An 18,713-nucleotide genomic window follows, 5' to 3' on the forward strand; every position below is an offset into this window, starting at 1 on the left:
GATCTCGTCCCCTTCGGACGTCAGTGGGGTGGGGAGCACGGCCGGGTCAGCCCTTGACCGCGCCGTTGGTGAGACCGGCGACGATGCGCCGCTGGAACAGCAGGACCAGGACGACGACGGGGATGGTGACGATCACCGCGGCCGCGGCGATGGCGCCCGTGGGGTCCTGGAACTGGGAGGCGCCGGAGAAGAGGCCGAGCGCCGCCGGAACGGGGCGGGCGGCACTGGTGGAGGTCAGCGAGATGCCGTAGGCGAAGTCGTTCCAGGCGATGAAGAACGCGATGATCGCCGTGGTGAACACGCCGGGAGCGGCCAGCGGCACGATCACCTTGCGGAACGCCTGCCAGGTGGTCGCGCCGTCGACCTGGGCCGCCTGCTCCATCTCCCAGGGGATCTCCCGGAAGAACGCCGACATCGTCCAGATGGAGATCGGCAGGGTCAGCGACAGGTACGGGATGATCAGCCCGGGCCAGGTGTCGTAGAGGCCGATCTGCCGCCACAGGTTGAACAGCGGCGTCACGATCGAGATGACCGGGAAGATCGCCACCCCGAGAGCCGCCGACAGGATCAGCTTCTTCCCGGGGAAGTCCAGCCGGGCGATCGCGTAGGCCGCGAACATCGACAGGACGCACGAGATCGCGGTGGCGATCAGGCAGATCCCGAAGCTGTTGCGCAGCGCCGGCAGGAACAGGTCACTCGCCGTGCCGGTGAGGATCGTCGAGTAGTTCTCCCACGTCGGGCTCGACGGCAGGAACTGCTTGTTGGCGAGGTCCGCTGTGGACTTGAAGGACAGCGAGACGATCCAGGCGATGGGGAACAGGCAGTAGAGGATGATCAGGACGCCACCGATCCACCACCAGGTCTTCTCCCGCGTGGACATCAGCCTTCCCCTCTCGCCTGCGCCAGGTCGATCTTGAACCCCTTGATGAAACCGAAGGCGATGATCACCACCGCGAGGAAGAGCAGCACGGAGACGGCCGAGCCCAGCCCGATCTCCACGCGGGAGATGGTCTGCCGATAGGCCAGGAACGAGACCGACTCGGTGTTGTTCGCCCCCGCGGTCATGATGAAGATGCTGTCGAAGACCCGGAACGCGTCCAGGGTCCGGAACAGCAGCGCCACCATGATGGCGGCCTTCATGTTCGGGATGGTGACCCGCCACATCCGCTGCCACCAGGTGGCGCCGTCCACCTTGGCCGCCTCCTGCAGCACCTCCGGCACCTGGGCCAGGCCGGCCAGGAGCAGCAGGGAGATGAACGGGGTCGTCTTCCAGATCTCGGCCAGGCAGATCACGAAGAGCGAGGAGACCTGGCCACCGAACCAGTCGGTGGTGTCGCTGACGCCCGGCAGCCAGGCGAACCAGCTGTTGACGAAACCGGTGTCGATCCGGAAGGCGAACTGCCAGGCGAAGGCCGACACGACCGTGATCACCGCGTAGGGGATCAGGATGGCGGCCCGGACCACCGGGCGGATCGACGAGAGCGCCTTGGCCATGACCAGCGCCAGGGCGAACCCGAGGACGAGCTCGACCGAGACCGTGACCACCGTGATGATCAGCGTGACGAGGATGGACTGCCACCACACGCCGTCGGTGAGGATCACCCAGTAGTTGCCCAGGCCGTCGAAGGACCGGTTTCCGGGGTCGGTCAGCCGGTAGTTGAACAGCGAGTAGTAGACCGCCTGGATGATCGGGTAGGCGGTCACCAGCAGCATGACCACGAAGGCCGGGCCTGCCAGCAACCAGCCGAGCTTGCGCTCGGCCCGGGACCGGTCACTGATCGTGCCGCGGGGTGCGGCGACGGGGCTGGTCTTCTCGACCGGCGGCAGCGTCGTCTGGCTCATAGCAGCTGCTCTCCTGACAGGACGGCCTTGGTCAGTTCCTCGGTGCGCTCACCCGTCTGGTCGTTCACCGCGCCCGGCGGGTGGAACTCGCGCAGGAAACACCCGAGGACCTCGCTGTAGTAGGCGGTGAGTGGGCGGGACGCCGCCGACTGCAGGGACTCGCGGATGGTGTCGGCCATGGGGTAGGCCGCCTGCACGTCAGGGTCGTCGTACACCGCGATCGACGACGCCGGGTTGCCGTTGGTCACCATGTACTCGGCCTGGTTGGCGTCCTGGACGATGCAGGAGACCGCCTGGTAGGCGAGGTCGGGGTGCCGGCTGAACGCCGACACGGCGATGTCGATCCCGCCGAGCGGCGGCGCGCTCGGCGTGCCCTCGTCGACGGCGGGGTACAGCGCCCAGCCGTAGTCGTCGGGCACCGACTGGTCCAGGGTGCCGGCCTCGACCTTGGAGAGGGCCTGGGCGTAGACGAACGGCCAGTTGACCATGAAGCCGGCGTCGTCGCTCTCGAACTCCGTCGCACTGGTGTCCTCGCTGGCCGTGGTGAAGCCGGCGCCGACCGCGGAGGAGTTGGCGACGGCGGCCATCACCTCGGCCGCACGGTCCGCCTCGGGGGTGGAGAGACCGAACTTGATGTCGTCCGGGCTCTCTCCGCTCTCCTCGATGTACTGGCCACCGGCGGACTCCAGGAGCGCGTTGTACCAGACCATCAACGACTCCGACCGTCTGCCCTGGGCACTCAGCAGCTTGCCCTGGCTCTCCGCGGCCTCGATCAGCTGGTCCCAGGTGACCGGCTGGCTCATGTCGAGCCCGGCCGCCTCCGCCACCGACTTCCGGTACCAGAGCAGCTGGGTGTTGGACCAGAACGGGACCGCGACGAGCTCGCCGTCCCACGTCGCGGAGTCCAGTGCACCTTGGAACACGCCCTCGGTGACCTCCTGGGCGACGTCCTCCGGCACGGGGGCGAGGAAGCCCGCCTGGGCGAACTCCGGCGGGAACACCACGTCGATGCTCATGAGGTCGATCGACTCGTCGTTCGCCGCCAGCCGGCGGATCAGCTGCTCACGCTGAGCGGGCGAGTCGCGGGGGAGCTGGGACACGTTGATCGTGTAGGCCCCGTCCGACTCCTGGGAGCACCGCTCGGCGATGGTCGCCTGACCACCGGAGTCGGGGTTGATGTACCAGTTGAGGACCGGGGTCGCGCCCGCACTGGAGTCCCCGCCACAGGCAGCGAGGGTGGACGCCACGACGAACGCGGTCGCCGCGCCCCCCACGACGCGCCGGCGTCGTCTGCGTGACGTCCGGTTCGACCGACGCCCACCGGCGTCGGGGCGGGGTCCTTCTGCGATGGACAACTCTTCGCCTCCCGTTTCGGCGAGCTCCGACGATCACCGCGCTCCCGTACCGTGGCGCAGCCCACAGCCCGCCGCAACCCGGTCGTGTCCCCCGCGTGACCAGCCGTTCGACGCCGGACGGGGCAGGGCTGGACGGGGCAAGGGCCGGGAGGGTCGGGGCGGGACGGGGCAGTGCCCGGAGGGGCAGGGCCGGACGGGTCAGGGCCGGGTGGCGATGACCGAGGGGGTCGTGAGCTCCGCCGGCGTCGCGGGGAGGACGGTGGCGAGGTAGGACTGCGCCGCCGCCGTCGTGCCGACGTCGCGCCCGGCCTGCTCCGAGAGGAACCACCGGTGCTCGAGCACCTCGTGGAAGACCTCGGCCGGCGCGAGCCGGCCGGCGAGCTCGGGTGGGATCGCGTCGACCACCGGCCGGTACACCTCGGCCAGCCAGCGCGTGCCGGCCACCGTCTCCGACACCGGCTGGCCGCTCTTCTGCTCCAGCCAGGCGCGGAAGGTGCGCAGGTCGTTGAGCAACCGCCGCGCCTGGTTCTCCTGCACCTCCAGGCCGGTCAGCCGGAACAGCTCGCGGCGGTGCTGCCCCGGCGCGGACACCCGGGTCTCCACCCGCAGGCGGGCGCCCTCCTCGGAGGTCACCAGCTCGACCTCGCCGACGTCGAACCCGAGGTCGTTGAGCCGGCGCAGCCGCTCGGCCACGCGGTAGCGCTGCTCGTCGGCGCGGAACAGCTCCTCGCGGTTGACCTCCTCCCACAGCGACTCGTAGCGCACCGGCAGGCTGTCGGCGACGTCGATCGGGTCGACGCCCTCGGGCAGCAGCTCCCCTGCCTGCAGGTCGAGCAGCTCGGCGCCCACCCGCTCGCGGGCCAGGTCGAGGTCGTACTGGCGCTGGCCGCGGCTGAGCGTCGGGTGCCGCTCGGCGGTCTCGGCGTCGACCAGGTGGGCGGACAGCGCGCCGGCGTCGAGCCGGAAGAGCGTGTTCGACAGCGAACAGTCGCCCCAGAAGACCCCGGCCAGGTGCAGGCGCACCAGCAGCACGACCAGCGTGTCCATGAGCTGGTCCACCGACTGCCGCGCGCTGGGCCGGGAGAACAGGTAGCGGTAGGACATCGAGTACTCGAGGTAGCGGGTGACGAGGACGGCGTCCTGCCCGTCGGGCCGGTCGACGCAGATGCCCAGGACGGAGACGGCCGGCAGGCCCTCCTCCTCGAACTCGGCGAGCAGCGCGTACTCGTGCCGGGCCAGCGTCTCGGCGATCTCCTTGAGCGCGAAGACCTGGCCCTGCGTCGCGACGAAGCGCACGACGTGCCGGGAGATGCCGCGCTGGGGCACCTCCAGCAGCAGGTCGCGGTCCCACTCCTCCAGCGGCAGGTGCCAGGGCAGCGTCAGCAGCTCGGCGCCATCGGTGCCCGGCGGGCGGAACAGGTACCGCACGGCGACCTCCGGTGGTGGCGCGCCACAGCCGGCCACCCTCGCGGGGTGGCGTCCGCGTTCCCTTGCGGGACCACGATGCCACGAGGCGCACGCGGGTGCGCGGAGCGTGCGACGGCGCGCCGCCGGCCGGGTGGGGTCAGGCGGCCAACGACACGGCCTTCCCGGCGCGGTGCGCGGCGCGGGTGGTGGCGCCGACCAGCGCGAGCGCGGGCTCGGCGGCGGGGACGCCGGTGTCGGCCGGGACGGCCGTCCCCTCGGCCGGGGCGTCGTCGGCGGGGACCGCGGCAGGGGCGGCGCCGGCGGCGGGGACCAGCGGGCGGACGCGGCCGTCGGGGCCGCGCAGCTCGGTGCTGACCTCGGCGAGCAGGTCGGCCAGCTCGACGTCGAGGGCGTCGCAGATGGAGGCGAGCAGCTCGGAGGAGGCCTCCTTCTGGCCCCGCTCGACCTCCGAGAGGTAGCCCAGGCTCACCCGGGCGGCACCGGAGACGTCGCGGAGCGTGCGCCGCTGCCGCAGCCGGTGACCGCGCAGGGTCCGCCCGAGCTGTGTGCGCAGCAGCGTCATGGCCGTCTCCTGTCTGGCGGGGGAAGAAGCGGCGGCACCCCGGGGTGCCGTGCGCCCACGGTACGCGGCACCCCTCCCCGGCACCGGGCCGGCGCGGCCGCGTCCGCTCATGGCGTAACAACCTGGCGGGCCCGGACGTTCCACGGGCGGCGGGCCGCCGGCGGCCCCGGCCGGGCGCTCCTAGGCGGCGGTGTCGGAGCGCGAGCCCGCCGGCCCGGCGGCGCGCCGCGCGGCGGCCGCGCGCATCGCCCGGGCACTGGTGCGGCGCAGCGTCAGCGCCCGGTAGACGTAGTCGAGGCCGGTGGCCAGGGTCAGCAGCAGCGCGGCGGCCATGACCCACCAGCGGACGCTGGCCAGCAGGCCGGTCAGCGGCAGGATGTACAGGCCGATCGCCAGCGCCTGGACGACGGTCTTGGCCTTGCCGCCGCGGCTGGCGGCGATGACGCCGTGCCGGATCACCCAGAAGCGCAGCAGGGTGACGCCGAGCTCGCGGACGATGATCGCCAGCGTCACCCACCAGGGCAGCAGCCCGAGCACCGACAGCCCGACCAGCGCGGTGCCGGTGAGCGCCTTGTCGGCGATGGGGTCGGCCAGCTTGCCGAACTCGGTGACCTGGCCGGTGCGCCGCGCGATGAGGCCGTCGTAGCGGTCGGTGATGATCGCCAGGCCGAAGAACACCGTCGCCCAGATCCGCCGGTCGTCGTCCATCCCGCCGTCGGAGAGCAGCAGGACGGCGAACAGCGGCACGACGGCCAGCCGCAGCACGGTGAGCGCGTTGGGCACGTTGACCAACCGCGCCGACTGCCGCGGGGTGGCCGCGGGGTCGGGGGCGACGGCGCTCACCGGACGCTCACCTCCCGGCCGTCCCGTGCAGGGCGGGTCCGGTCGCCACGGGCTCCAGCGCGGCGGCGACGAGGTCGACGCCCTCGGCCGCGACGACCTCGGCGACCAGCAGCTGCCCGGGCCGCGCGTCCGCGGGCACCCCGGTGACCGTCGTCGTGCCGTCGGCCTCGGGGTCCTGGTGGGCGGCGGAACCGGCCCACGTCCCGGGCCCCTCCTCGCTGTCCGGGATGGCGGTGAGGTCCTCGATGAGCAGCGCCTCCACCCGGGAGCCGACCCGCTCCTCGGCGCGCTGGGCGGTCAGCTCCTCGACCAGGTCGGTGACCCGGCGGACCCGGGCGTCGATCTCGTGCCGGTCGAGCTTGCCGGGCAGTCCGAGTGCCTCGGTGCCCTCCTCGTCGGAGTAGCCGAACACCCCGACGGCGTCGAGGCGGCCCTCGGTGAGGAAGCGCTCGAGCTCGGCGACGTCGTCCTCGGTCTCCCCGGGGAAGCCGAGGATGACGTTGGTGCGGAAACCGGCGTCGGGCGCCAGTGACCGGACCCGCTCGATCAGCGCGAGGAAGTCCTCGGTGCCGCCGAAGCGGCGCATGCGGCGCAGCAGGCCCGGCGAGGAGTGCTGGAAGGACAGGTCGAAGTAGGGCGCCACGCCGTCGGTCGCGGCGATGACCTCCAGCAGACCCGGGCGCAGCTCGGCCGGCTGCAGGTAGGCCACCCGCACGCGGGCGATCCCCTCGACCGCGGCCAGCTGCGGCAGCAGCCGCTCCAGCGAGCGCAGGTCACCGAGGTCCTTGCCGTAGGACGTCGAGTTCTCGCTGACCAGCACCAGCTCGGTGACGCCCTGACCGGCCAGCCAGCGCGCCTCGCCGAGCACCTCGGCCGGGGGCCGGGAGACGAACGAGCCGCGGAAGGTGGGGATGGCGCAGAAGGCGCAGCGGCGGTCGCAGCCCGACGCGAGCTTGAGCGCCGCCGAGGGACCGGCGGCCAGCCGGCGGCGCTGCACCCAGCCGTGGCCGGGGATGGCCGGCGCCTCCGGGGCGGCGGTCGCGGCCGTGCGGGCGACGGGGCTGATCGGCAGCAGCGTGCGCCGGTCGCGGGGCGCGTGCGGCACCAGCGGCCGGCCGGTCAGGACGTCGTCGAGCCGGTCGCCGATGACGGCGTAGTCGTCGAAGCCGAGGACGGTCGCCTCGGGCAGCGCGCCGGCCAGCTCGGAGCCGTAGCGCTCGGCCATGCAGCCGACGGCGACGACCTCGGCACCGGAGTCGGTGGCGGCGAGGATCGCGTCGACGGAGTCCTTCTTCGCCGACTCGATGAACCCGCAGGTGTTCACCAGGACGGCGTCGGCGCCCTCGGCGTCCTCGACCAGTTCGTAGCCGTCGGCGGCCAGGCGGCCGGCCAACTCCTCGGAGTCGACCTCGTTGCGGGCGCAACCGAGGGTCACCACCGCCACTCTGCGTGCAGGGGAGGGCGGAGCTGTCACCCGCCCATCGTAGGCGCCCTGAGCGGCGGCGTCAGTCGTCCCCGCCGGGCAGCGTGCCGCCACGGAGCGTGAACAGCACCGACTCGAGCTCGTCGGGCTTGACCAGCACGTCGCGGGCCTTGGAGCCCTCCGAGGGGCCCACCACCCCGCGCGTCTCCATGAGGTCCATGAGCCGGCCGGCCTTCGCGAAGCCCACCCGCAGCTTGCGCTGCAGCATCGACGTCGACCCGAACTGGCTGGTGACGACGAGCTCGACGGCCTGGACCAGCAGCTCCAGGTCCCCGCCGATGTCCTCGTCGATCTCCTTCTTCTCGCCCGCGGCGGCGCTGAAGACCTCCTCGCGGTACTCCGGCTCGGCCTGCCGCTTGGTGAACTCGACGACCGCCTCGATCTCGCCGTCGGAGACGTAGGCCCCCTGCAGCCGCTGCGGCTTGCCGGCGCCGATCGGCATGAACAGGGCGTCGCCCATGCCGATCAGCTTCTCCGCGCCGGGCTGGTCGAGGATGACCCGGCTGTCGGTGAGGCTGGAGGTGGAGAACGCCAGCCGCGAGGGCACGTTGGCCTTGATCAGGCCGGTGACGACGTCGACCGAGGGCCGCTGGGTGGCCAGCACCAGGTGGATGCCGGCGGCGCGCGCCTTCTGGGTGATGCGGACGATCGACTCCTCGACGTCGCGCGGGGCCACCATCATCAGGTCGGCGAGCTCGTCGACGATCGCGAGGATGTAGGGGTAGGGCCGGTAGGCCCGCTCGCTGCCGGGCGGGGCGGTGATCTCGCCGCGCTCGACCTTGCGGTTGAAGTCGTCGATGTGCCGGACGCCGGTGGCCCGCATGTCCTGGTAGCGCTGCTCCATCTCCTCGACCAGCCAGGCCAGCGCGGTCGCGGCCTTCTTGGGGTCGGTGATGATCGGCGTGATCAGGTGCGGGATGCCGTCGTAGGGCGTGAGCTCGACCATCTTCGGGTCGACCAGGATCATCCGCAGCTGCTCCGGCGCGGCCCGCAGCAGCAGCGAGGTCAGCAGCGAGTTGATGCAGCTGGACTTGCCCGCGCCGGTGGCACCGGCGACGAGCAGGTGCGGCATCTTGGCCAGGTTGGCCGTGACGAACCCGCCCTCGATGTCCTTGCCGAGGCCGACCACCATCGGGTGCGGGTCCTGCTTGGCCACCTGCGAGCGCATGACGTCGCCGAGGCTGACCGTCTCCCGGTCGGCGTTGGGCACCTCGATGCCCACCGCCGACTTGCCGGGGATCGGCGCGAGGATCCGGATGTTGTCGTTGGCGACGGCGTAGGCGAGGTTGCGGGTCAGCGCGGTGATCTTCTCGACCTTGACCGCGGGGCCGAGCTCGACCTCGTAGCGGGTGACCGTGGGGCCGCGGGTGTAGCCGGTGACGTCGGCGTCGATGTTGAACTGCTCGAGCACCCCGCGGATGGCCTCGACGACCACGTTGTTCGCCTGCGACTCCTTGCGCGGCGGCGTCCCTGGACGCAGCAGCGACACCGACGGCAGCGTGTACTCGCCCTCGACCGGCTCGATGCGCAGCTGCTCGGGCTCGGTGACCGGCTCGAGGTCCTCCGGCGGCGCGGTGCGGTCGACGACCGGCGGCCGCGGGGCCGGGACCGGGGCGGGTGCCGGCTCCTGGTGCACGGCCTCGCGGACGTCGGCGGGCGGGACGGAGTCGGGCGGGACGGAGTCGATCGGGCCGGTGGTGGTGAGGTCGGGCGAGGGGTCCTCGGCCAGCACCTCGGCGAGCGCGGGGCGCTTCGAGCGGCGCGGGCGGGGCGCCTCCTCGGGCTCCTCCTCGTACGCGTCGTCGTACTCCTCGCCGTCCCACTCCCCGTCGTCGCCGGCGCCCCCGCCGACGAGCTCGCGCAGCCGCTCGGGCACCTGGTGCAACGGCGTCGCGGTGAGCACCAGGACGGCGAAGACGGCGAGCAGGGCGAGCAGGACGACGGCGACGACGGCGCCCAGGCCCGCGGTGAGCGGCGTGCCGACCGCCCAGCCGACCAGGCCGCCCGAGCCCGGCCGACCGGCCAGGGGGTCGCCGTGCGTGCCCACGACCGAGGCGATCCCGAGCACCGCGACGACGGCGCACAGCCAGCCGATGGCCAGCCGCCCGCGCGCCTCGGGGTGCGGCGCGCGGCGCAGCAGTCGCAGCGCGACGAGGAAGAGGAAGGCCGGCAGCACGACCAGCAAGGACCCGACCACCCAGCGGACGGCGGTGGCCAGCCCGGCACCGACCGGGCCGATCCCGTCGAACCAGGCGGCGGCGCCGAGGACGACGGCCAGGCCCAGCACGGCCAGCCCCGCGCCGTCGCGGCGGTGCTCGGGGGCCAGCGGTTCGGCCTCCTCCGGGCGGGCGATCGAGCGGGCCAGTCCCCCGGCGCCGCGGGCGAGCAGCGACCAGGCGCCGGCCGCGGCCCGGAACGCGCCGGCGGCCGCGCCCGGACCCTGCTTGGCGGCGGGCCTGCGAGCGGGCGGCTTGCGGTTGCCGTTGCGGGCGGGGGTGCGCGGCGCCGGCCGCTTGCCCGCGGCGGTCGACCCGGACCGGCCCTTCGGGGCCGAGCCGGCCGGCCGGCGCGAGGGCGTGGTACGGGCAGGCATGGGTCGACGGTAGCCGCCGTCGCGCCCTCCCCCAGGCAGGCGGGACGTCGTGTCCCCGGCCTACGGTCGCCCGGTGGCGACCTCCCCGTACGGCAGCTGGCCGACCCCGGTGACCTCGGCACTCGTCGTCCGCGCCGCCGCACGGCTGGGCGAGGTGGCCGTCGACGGCCCCGACGTCTGGTGGGCGGAGTCACGCCCGGCCGAGGGCGGCCGCACGGCGCTGGTGCGCCGCCGCGCCGACGGCACGGTCGCCGACGTCCTCCCGGCCCCGTGGAACGCCCGGACACGGGTGCACGAGTACGGCGGCGGCGCGTGGACGGTCGCGGACGGCGTCCTGTGGTTCGCGCACTTCGACGACCAGCGGCTCCACCGGCTCGGCCCGGACGACGCCGCGCCGGTCGCGCTCACGCCGGAACCGCCGTTGCCGGCCGGCGTCCGCTACGCCGACCTGGGGCTGGACGCCGACGGGGTCTCGCTGCTGGCCGTCCGGGAGACGCACACCCCGACCGACGTGGCGGCCGACGTGCGCAACGAGGTCGTGCGGATCGCCCCCGACGGCAGCGCCGCGGTGCTGGTGACCGGCCCGGACTTCGTCTCCGACCCGCGCCCGGGACCCGACGGGCAGCTGGCCTGGCTGCGGTGGGACCACCCGTCGATGCCCTGGGACGCCGCGCAGCTGGTGGTGCGCGCCCCCGACGGCGGCGAGACCGTCGTCGCCGGCGGGCCCGGTGAGTCCGTCGTGCAGCCGACCTGGGAGGCCGACGGCTCCCTGCTGTTCTGCTGCGACCGCACCGACGCGTGGGCGCTGTGGCGGTGGCGGCCCGGCCGAGCCGCGGAGCTCGTCCTCGACGTCGGCGCCGACATCACGGGGCCGCAGTGGCGCTTCGGCGCCAGCCGCTTCGTCCCGCTCGGCGACGGCCGGGTGGCGCTGGCCGTCCCCCGCGGCGGCGCCGACCGCCTCGCCGTCCTCTCCCCCGACGGCGACCTGCGCGAGCTCGACCTGCCCGCCACCTCCCTCGGGCAGCTGCGGGCGCAGGACGGCGCGGTGGTGTGCGCGGCCGCCGGGCCGACCAGCGAGCCGGTGGTGCTGCGCGTCGACCTCGGCAGCGGGGACACCGAGGTGCTCCGGCGGGCGCGCGACCTCGGCCTGGCCCCGGGGTGGATCTCGGTGCCGGAGTCGGTGACCTTCCCGACCGAGGACCACGGCACCGGCATCCCGTACGCGCACGCGGCGGTCTACCCGCCCACCAACCCGGACGTGACCCCGCCCGCCGACGCGCGGCCGCCGCTGGTCGTGATGGTGCACGGCGGCCCGACGTCGGCCCACCCGCGCGTGCTGGACCCGGAGATCCAGTACTTCACCTCCCGCGGCTTCGTCGTCGCCCACGTCGACCACCGCGGCTCCACCGGCCACGGCCGCCGCTACCGCGACGCGCTGCAGGGGCAGTGGGGCGTGGTCGACCTCGACGACGTCGTCGCCTGCGCCCGGTGGCTCGCCGACGCCGGCCGGGTGGACCCCGCGCGGATGGCGATCCGCGGCGGCTCGGCCGGCGGGTTCACCACGCTGGCCGCGCTCACCCGGCGGCCGGGGGTGTTCACCGCCGGTGCGAGCCACTTCGGCGTCGCCGACCTCGGCGCGCTGGCCGCGGACACGCACGAGTTCGAGTCCCGCTACCTCGACGGGCTGGTCGCGCCGTGGCCCGAGGGCGCCGAGGTGTACGCCGAGCGCTCCCCCATCACGCACGTCGACGCGCTGGACACGCCGCTGGCGGTGTTCCAGGGCGCCGAGGACCGCGTCGTCCCGCCCGAGCAGGCGCACGCACTGGTGGCGGCGCTCCGGGAGAAGCACGTGCCGCACGCCTACCTGCTCTTCGAGGGTGAGCAGCACGGCTTCCGGCGGGCGGAGAACATCCGCGCCGCCCTGGACGGCGAGCTCTCCTTCTACGCGCAGGTGTGGGGCTTCGCCCTGCCCGAGCAGGAGGGCATCGCCCCGATCGAGGTCACCGGAGGCTGAGCGCTCAGGAGACCTGCGCGCTCGGCCTCCGCCTCACACCTCGAGGACCGTCGGGATGATCATCGGCCGGCGACGGTGGGTGTCCGACACCCACTTGCCGACCGTCCGCCGGATCACCTGGGAGAGCCGGTGGGCGTCGGTCTGCCCGTCGGAGAGTTCTCGCTTGAGGTTGTCCTCGACCAGCCGTAGCACCTCGTCGAAGGCGCTCGGGTCGTCGGAGAACCCGCGGGCGGACAGGTGTACCGGCCGCACGATCGTGCCGGTCGAGGGCTCGACGACGACGGTGAGCGCGACGAAGCCCTCGTCGCCGAGGATGCGCCGCTCCTGCAGCGACTCCTCGCCGACGTCGCCGACGTTGAGACCGTCCACGTAGACGTTGCCCACCGGCACCGACCCGGTGATCGAGGCCTTGCCGTCGACGAGGTCGACCACGACGCCGTCCTCGGCGAGCAGGACGCGGTCGGCGGCCATGCCGGTCTGCTCGGCCAGCGCGGCGTGCGCCCGCAGGTGCCGCCACTCGCCGTGCACGGGCATGAGGTAGCGGGGCTTGGCCACGTTGAGCAGCGTGCGCAGCTCCCCGGCCGGGGCGTGCCCGGAGACGTGCACCCGTGCGGTCTCCTTGTGCACGACGGTGGCGCCCAGCCGCGCGAGGCCGTTGATGACCTTGTAGACGGCGGTCTCGTTGCCCGGCACCAGCGAGGAGGCCAGCACGATCGTGTCGCCGGCCTCGATGGTGACCTGGTGGTGCTCGCCGCGGGCCATGCGGCCCAGGGCCGACAGCGGCTCACCCTGCGACCCGGTGCTCACCAGCACGACCTGCTCGGGTGGCATCGACGTCGCCTCGTCGAGGCTGACCATGAGGCCGGAGGCCACCCGCAACAGCCCGAGGTCGCGGGCCACGCCCATGTTGCGGACCATCGAGCGCCCGACGAGGGCGACCTTGCGGCCGTGCACCTCGGCGGCGTCGAGCACCTGCTGGATGCGGTGCACGTGGCTGGCGAAGCTGGAGACGATCAGCCGCTGGGTGGCCCGCCGGAACACGTCCTCCAGGACCGGGCCGATCGACCGCTCCGGGGTGACGAAGCCGGGGATCTCGGCGTTGGTGGAGTCGGCGAGCAGCAGGTCGATGCCCTCCAGGCCCAGCCGGGCGAAGGCGCCGAGGTCGGTGAGCACGCCGTCGAGGGGCAGCTGGTCCATCTTGAAGTCGCCGGTGTGCACCAGGACCCCGGCGGGGGTGTGGACGGCGACGGCCAGCGCGTCGGGGATCGAGTGGTTGACCGAGATGAACTCGCAGTGGAACGGGCCGGCGACGTGGTCGTCCCCGGCGGCGACCTCGACCAGCACCGGGTCCAGCCGGTGCTCGCGCAGCTTGGCCTTGACCAGCGCCAGGGTGAACCGGGACCCGACCAGCGGGATGTCGCCGCGCATCCGCAGCAGGTAGGGGATCGCGCCGATGTGGTCCTCGTGTCCGTGGGTGAGGACGACGGCGGCGATGTCGTCGAGGCGGTGCTCGATGACCCCGAAGTCCGGGAGGATCAGGTCGACGCCGGGCTGCTCGGCCTCGGGGAAGAGCACGCCGCAGTCGATGACCAGCAGCGTGCCGTCGAACTCGAGGACGGCCATGTTGCGGCCGATCTCCCCGAGCCCGCCCAGCGCGATGACCCGGAGACCGCCGGCCGGCAGCCTCGGGGGCGTCTTGAGGTCCAGGTGCGGCTGGCCGGCCGGTCCGGCGGAGGTGGCGGTCACAGGGTCAGGCCTCCGTGGGCGAGGTCGGTGCGCAGCTGCGCGATCTGTTCGGGCGTGGCGTCGACCAGCGGGGGGCGCACGGGGCCGGCGGGCAACCCCAGCTCGCGCAGCGCCGCCTTGACGGTGATGACGCCCTGGGTGCGGAACACGCCGGTGTACACCGGCAGCAGGCTCTCGTTGACCTCGCGCGCCTTGGCCAGGTCGCCGGACTCGACCGCGGCGATGAGCTCGGCCAGCCGCGGGCCGACCAGGTGGCCGACCACGCTCACCACGCCGACCGCGCCGAGGGCCAGCATCGGCAGGTTGACCATGTCCTCGCCGCAGTAGTAGGCGAGGTCGGTGCGCGCCAGCGTCCAGGCCAGCGCGCCGAAGTCGGACTTCGCGTCCTTGACCGCGACGATGCGCGGGTGCTCCGCGGCGCGGACCAGCGTCTCCACCTCGATCGGCACGACCGAGCGCGGCGGGATGTCGTAGAGCATCACCGGCAGGTCGGTGGCGTCGGCGACCGCGGTGAAGTGGCGCAGCAGCCCGGCCTGCGGCGGCTTGTTGTAGTACGGGGTGACGACCAGCAGGCCGTCGGCCCCCAGCTGCTCGGCGCGGCGGGCGTTCTCGATGGTGTGCGCCGTGTCGTTGGTGCCGACGCCGGCCACCACGGTGGCCCGGTCGCCGACGGCGTCGATGACCGCCTCGAGGACGGCGTGCTGCTCTCCGTCGCTGAGCGTCGGGGCCTCGCCGGTGGTGCCGAGCACGACCAGGCCGTCGTGCGCCTGCCGGTCGACCAGGTGCGCGGCCAGCTCCTGGGCCCCCGCCAGGTCGATCGAGCCGTCGTCGGCGAAGGGGGTCACCATCGCCGTCAGCACTCGCCCGAAGGGCCGGGCGGGGTCGGTGGTCATGCGGTCGAATCTACCGACCGGCCGCGTCGGCGCCCGGCCCGGCAGCGGGCGCGCGCACGTACTCCGAGACGGCGTAGGCCAGGCCGGTGCCCGAGGTGGCCCACCCGGCCTCCGGGGTGCGGGCGACACGGCGCCAGCCGGCGTCGAGCACCGGGGCGCGGGTGTCGCCGTCGACGTCCAGGTCGACGTCGGTGACCACCAGCCGGCCGGCGTGCGGCAGCAGCGCCGAGTACACCGCCGCGCCGCCGATCCCCCAGCAGTCGGGGTGCGCGGCCAGCACCTCGGCGACCGACCCGGCCCGCTCCGCGCCGTCGGCCGACCAGGACGGGTCGGTGGTGAGGACGACGTTGCGCCGGCCGGGCAGGGGGCGGAACCGCTCGGGCAGCGACTCCCAGGTGCGCCGGCCCATGACGACGGTGCAGCCGGTGGTCAGCTCGCGGAACAGCCGCAGGTCCTCCGGCAGGTGCCAGGGCAGCCGGCCGCCGGCGCCGATGACGCGGTCGCGCGCCTGCGCCCAGACGAGCCGGACCGTCACACCGCGACCGCGGCGCGGATGGCCGGGTGCGGGTCGTACTCCCGCAGCGTGAGGTGCTCGAGGGTGTAGTCGAACAGCGAGGGCGCCGGCGCCAGGTCGAGGAACGGGAAGGGCCGCACCTCGCGGGAGAGCTGTTCGCGGACCTGCTCGACGTGGTTGCTGTACACGTGGCAGTCGCCGCCGACCCAGATGAACTCGCCGGGGGCCAGGCCGACCTGGTCGGCGACCATGCGGGTGAGCAGCGCGTAGCTGGCGATGTTGAACGGGACGCCGAGGAACATGTCGGCGCTGCGCTGGTAGAGCTGGCAGGACAGCCGCCCGTCGTGCACCGCGAACTGGAACAGCGCGTGGCAGGGCGCCAGCGCCATGTCCGGCAGCGCGGCGACGTTCCAGGCCGAGACGACCATGCGCCGGGAGTCGGGGTCGGTGCGCAGGGTGTCGAGCACGCCCTGGATCTGGTCGACGGTGCCGCCGTCGGGGGTCGGCCACGAGCGCCACTGGACGCCGTACACCGGGCCGAGGTCGCCGTCCGCGTCGGCCCACTCGTCCCAGATGGTGACGCCGTTCTCCTTGAGCCAGGCGGTGTTGCCCTCGCCGCGCAGGAACCACAGCAGCTCGACGGCGACCGACTTGACGTGCACCTTCTTGGTGGTGACCAGCGGGAACCGCTCGGAGAGGTCGTAGCGCAGCCGCTCCCCGAACAGGCTCACCGTGCCGGTGCCGGTGCGGTCGGACTTCGGCGTCCCCTGCTCGAGGATGCGCCGCAGGAGGTCCTCGTACTGGGTGTCGACCGGTCCGCTGCTCGTCACGGGCCCCGAGCCTAGGCGACGCCGGTCGCCGGGGAGGCCAGTGCGCGGGTGAGGTCGGCCGCGAGGTCGCCACGCTCGGCGACGGTCACGTCGTCGAGCTCCAGCCAGCCGGCCACGAGCCGCAGCTCCGCGGCGAGCGCGTCGGCGACCTCGGCGCGGTCGACGCCGTCCTCGGCGTGGGTGGCCTGCGCGCGCAGGACGCCGGCCTGCCGGTCGGCCTTGAGGTCGACGCGGGCCACCAGCCGGTCGCCGAGCAGGAAGGGCAGCACGTAGTAGCCGTGCACCCGCTGCGCGGCGGGGGTGTAGATCTCCAGCCGGTAGCGGAAGCCGAAGAGGCGCTCGACCCGCGGGCGCTCCCACACGAGCGAGTCGAACGGCGAGAGCAGCGCGCGGGCGCGGACCCACCGCGGGCGCCGCGCGGCCGGGTCCAGCCAGGCCGGCGCCCCCCAGCCGGCCACCTCCACCGGCAGCAGCTCACCGGCCTCGGCCAGCTCGGCGACCGCCCGGCGGGCGGGCTCGGGACGGAGGCGGAAGTAGTCGCGCAGGTCGCGCTCGGTGGCCACGCCGAGGGCGCGGGCGGCGGTGCGCACCAGCTCGCGGACGGCGTCGGCCGGCTCGGGGGTGGGGGTCTGCAGGACGGCGGCGGGCAGCACCCGCTCGGTGAGGTCGTAGACCCGCTCGAAGGACGTCGTCCGCGCCCGCGCGGTGAGGACCCCGGTGTAGAAGAGCCACTCGAGGGCGACCTTGCCCGCGTGCCAGTTCCACATCGACCCGGGCCGGTCGGGCCGGGCCTCGGCGAGGTCGCTGGCCTTCGTCGGGCCGGACTCCCGGACCCGGTCGAGGACCTCGGCGACGTAGCCGGGCCGCTCGCGCTGGATGCGGACCATCGAGCCCCAGGCGTGCTGCTCGGCGGCGGCCATGCGCCAGCGCAGGTGCGGGTGCAGCCGCACCGGCAGGTAGGACGCCTCGTGCGCCCAGAACTCGAACACCTCGTGCCGGCGCGCGGTGAAGTCGTCGAGCGCCGCCCGCCGGTAGGCACCGAGCCGGCTGAGGAAGGGCAGATAGTGCGAGCGGGACAGCACGTTGACCGAGTCGATCTGGACGACGGCCAGCCGGTCGGTCACCCGGCGCAGCTGCCGGCTGTCGACGACGCCCGCGGGGCGCGGGTCGGCGAAGCCCTGCGCGGCCAGCGCGATGCGCCGGGCGAGCGCCGCGGGGAGCCGGTCGACGACGAGGAGGGCCACGAGGGGATCCTGCCCTTCCCCGCCGACGCTCTCCCCTCGGCGCCCGGCCCACCTAGGCTGCCCGGTGTGGACCCGCACCCCTTCCCCCGGCTGACCGGCACCGCGGAGGTGTCGGTGCGACCGGCCCGGCCCGCGGACGCCGCGGCGGTGGCGCGGGTGCAGGGCGAGACCTGGCGCACGGCGTTCCGCGGGGTGCTGCCGGCCGCAGTGCTCGACGGCTGGGACGCGGCTGCCGCGGAGGCCGCGTGGACCGCGGCGGTGACGGATCCCCCGACGCCCGCGCACGGCGTCCTGGTGGCCGTGGACGGCGAGCGGGTCGTGGGCCTGGCCGCGTACGGCCCGCCGGAGCTCGACCCGGACGAGGCGCCCCATCCGGCGGGTCCGACGACGGAGCTCGCGGTGCTGCTCGTGGAGCCGCGCTGGGGTCGCCGGGGGCACGGGAGTCGGCTGCTGGCAGCGGTAGCCGATCTCGCGCGGGCCACGGGGGCGGTGCGGCTGCAGGCCTGGGTCGCCGAGCGCGACGCGGTGACCGCGGGGTTCCTGGAGTCGGCCGGATGGGCGCGGGACGGCTGGGCACGCACGCTCGACGCCGCCGGGACGCCGCTGCGCGAGGTCCGGTGGCACACGCTCTTGGGAGAGGACGCATGACGTTCGCCGGTTTCCCCGACGAGGGGCTCGTGTTCTACGAGGGCCTGGAGGCCGACAACTCGAAGACCTACTGGACGCGGCACCGCACGGTCTACGACACCTGCGTCCGCGAGCCGATGCAGGCACTCGTCGAGGACCTCGCGGCGGAGTTCGGGCCGGCGAAGCTGTTCCGCCCGTACCGCGACGTCCGCTTCAGCAACGACAGGACGCCGTACAAGACGCACCAGGGCGCGGTGGTGCACCCGGAGGGCCGCGGAGCCGGGGCCTGGTACGTGCAGATCTCGGCCGAGGGCCTGCGGGTGGCCGGGGGTGCCTGGCGGCTCGAGTCCGACCAGGTCGAGCGCTATCGGCGTGCCGTGGCCGACGACGTGCAGGGTCCGCGGCTGCAGGACGAGGTGCACCGACTGGCGCGCAGCGGGTGGGACGTGGCCGGTGACCGGCTCACCCGGGTCCCGAGGGGGTACGACGTCGACGACGCCCGGGCGGACCTGCTGCGCCACCGGTCCCTGCACGCGGGGCAGCTGTTCCCCTTCGCCGAGTGGCTGCACTCGGCAGCGGCCCTCGACCAGGTGCGCTCCGCCTGGCGGGAGCTGACCGACCTCAACACCTGGCTCGCCGACAACGTCGGTGCGACCACCAAGGAGATCCGCCGCCGCTGACGTGCGGGGGCCGCCTCCTCCACCACGGACGGCACCGTCCTCGAGAGCCTCGTGGACCG

The 18,713-nt window shown here is 74.0% G+C and carries 16 protein-coding genes; 3 read left to right on the forward strand and 13 right to left on the reverse strand.

Annotation, left to right across the window (positions count from 1 at the left end; translation table 11 throughout):
• Positions 1-46 precede the first annotated feature (46 nt).
• The 8 genes from ACWIZO_RS26325 to ACWIZO_RS26360 form a co-directional block, all read right to left on the reverse strand.
• On the reverse strand, positions 47-880 hold the full coding sequence (locus ACWIZO_RS26325) for a carbohydrate ABC transporter permease (protein WP_448640525.1): 834 nt from the start codon (positions 878-880) through the stop codon (positions 47-49).
• On the reverse strand, positions 880-1,842 hold the full coding sequence (locus ACWIZO_RS26330; protein ID WP_448640526.1) for a carbohydrate ABC transporter permease: 963 nt from the start codon (positions 1,840-1,842) through the stop codon (positions 880-882). The genes ACWIZO_RS26325 and ACWIZO_RS26330 overlap by 1 nt, the downstream gene beginning before the upstream one ends.
• A complete protein-coding gene (locus ACWIZO_RS26335) occupies positions 1,839-3,089 on the reverse strand; it encodes an extracellular solute-binding protein (protein ID WP_448640527.1) in 1,251 nt (416 codons plus the stop codon). The genes ACWIZO_RS26330 and ACWIZO_RS26335 overlap by 4 nt, the downstream gene beginning before the upstream one ends.
• A gap of 306 nt (positions 3,090-3,395) precedes the next feature.
• Positions 3,396-4,625: a DUF4032 domain-containing protein gene (locus ACWIZO_RS26340; protein ID WP_448640528.1), complete on the reverse strand. Its 1,230-nt coding sequence runs from the start codon at positions 4,623-4,625 to the stop codon at positions 3,396-3,398.
• 136 nt (positions 4,626-4,761) lie between these two features.
• A complete protein-coding gene (locus tag ACWIZO_RS26345) occupies positions 4,762-5,187 on the reverse strand; it encodes a helix-turn-helix domain-containing protein (protein ID WP_446756776.1) in 426 nt (141 codons plus the stop codon).
• A gap of 180 nt (positions 5,188-5,367) precedes the next feature.
• A complete protein-coding gene (gene pgsA / locus ACWIZO_RS26350) occupies positions 5,368-6,030 on the reverse strand; it encodes a CDP-diacylglycerol--glycerol-3-phosphate 3-phosphatidyltransferase (protein WP_448640529.1) in 663 nt (220 codons plus the stop codon).
• A 7-nt stretch (positions 6,031-6,037) separates the two neighbouring features.
• A complete protein-coding gene (locus ACWIZO_RS26355) occupies positions 6,038-7,465 on the reverse strand; it encodes a MiaB/RimO family radical SAM methylthiotransferase (protein WP_448640530.1) in 1,428 nt (475 codons plus the stop codon).
• A 70-nt stretch (positions 7,466-7,535) separates the two neighbouring features.
• Entirely contained in the window at positions 7,536-10,106 is a 2,571-nt protein-coding gene (locus ACWIZO_RS26360; RefSeq protein ID WP_448640531.1) for a DNA translocase FtsK 4TM domain-containing protein, read from the reverse strand.
• Between the two features lie 73 nt (positions 10,107-10,179).
• Here ACWIZO_RS26360 and ACWIZO_RS26365 point away from each other — a divergent pair, with 73 nt between their 5' ends.
• Complete coding sequence (locus ACWIZO_RS26365; RefSeq protein ID WP_448640532.1) at positions 10,180-12,120, forward strand: prolyl oligopeptidase family serine peptidase; 1,941 nt, start codon at positions 10,180-10,182, stop codon at positions 12,118-12,120.
• A 33-nt stretch (positions 12,121-12,153) separates the two neighbouring features.
• Here the strand turns inward: ACWIZO_RS26365 and ACWIZO_RS26370 are convergent, their stop codons facing one another.
• The 5 genes from ACWIZO_RS26370 to ACWIZO_RS26390 are packed head-to-tail and all read right to left on the reverse strand — an operon-like array spanning position 12,154 to position 17,347.
• Positions 12,154-13,866 carry a ribonuclease J gene (locus ACWIZO_RS26370; protein ID WP_448640533.1) on the reverse strand — a complete coding sequence of 571 codons (1,713 nt, stop codon included), beginning with the start codon at positions 13,864-13,866 and terminating at the stop codon, positions 12,154-12,156.
• Positions 13,863-14,759, reverse strand: coding sequence for a 4-hydroxy-tetrahydrodipicolinate synthase (gene dapA / locus ACWIZO_RS26375; RefSeq protein ID WP_448640534.1), 897 nt, complete (start codon positions 14,757-14,759; stop codon positions 13,863-13,865). The genes ACWIZO_RS26370 and dapA overlap by 4 nt, the downstream gene beginning before the upstream one ends.
• A 10-nt stretch (positions 14,760-14,769) precedes the next feature.
• Positions 14,770-15,294 (reverse strand): dihydrofolate reductase, encoded by a 525-nt coding sequence (locus tag ACWIZO_RS26380; RefSeq protein WP_448640535.1) that lies wholly within the window; start codon positions 15,292-15,294, stop codon positions 14,770-14,772.
• A complete protein-coding gene (locus ACWIZO_RS26385; RefSeq protein WP_446756783.1) occupies positions 15,291-16,103 on the reverse strand; it encodes a thymidylate synthase in 813 nt (270 codons plus the stop codon). Before ACWIZO_RS26385 ends, ACWIZO_RS26380 begins: the two co-directional genes overlap by 4 nt.
• 11 nt (positions 16,104-16,114) lie before the next feature.
• Positions 16,115-17,347, reverse strand: coding sequence for a winged helix-turn-helix domain-containing protein (locus ACWIZO_RS26390; protein ID WP_448640536.1), 1,233 nt, complete (start codon positions 17,345-17,347; stop codon positions 16,115-16,117).
• A gap of 66 nt (positions 17,348-17,413) precedes the next feature.
• Here ACWIZO_RS26390 and ACWIZO_RS26395 point away from each other — a divergent pair, with 66 nt between their 5' ends.
• Both ACWIZO_RS26395 and ACWIZO_RS26400 read left to right on the forward strand, forming a co-directional pair.
• Positions 17,414-17,995 carry an N-acetyltransferase family protein gene (locus tag ACWIZO_RS26395; RefSeq protein ID WP_448640537.1) on the forward strand — a complete coding sequence of 194 codons (582 nt, stop codon included), beginning with the start codon at positions 17,414-17,416 and terminating at the stop codon, positions 17,993-17,995.
• Entirely contained in the window at positions 17,992-18,654 is a 663-nt protein-coding gene (locus ACWIZO_RS26400) for a DUF2461 domain-containing protein (RefSeq protein WP_448640538.1), read from the forward strand. Before ACWIZO_RS26395 ends, ACWIZO_RS26400 begins: the two co-directional genes overlap by 4 nt.
• Positions 18,655-18,713 lie beyond the last annotated feature (59 nt).

The organism is Geodermatophilus sp. URMC 63, assembly GCF_053502565.1.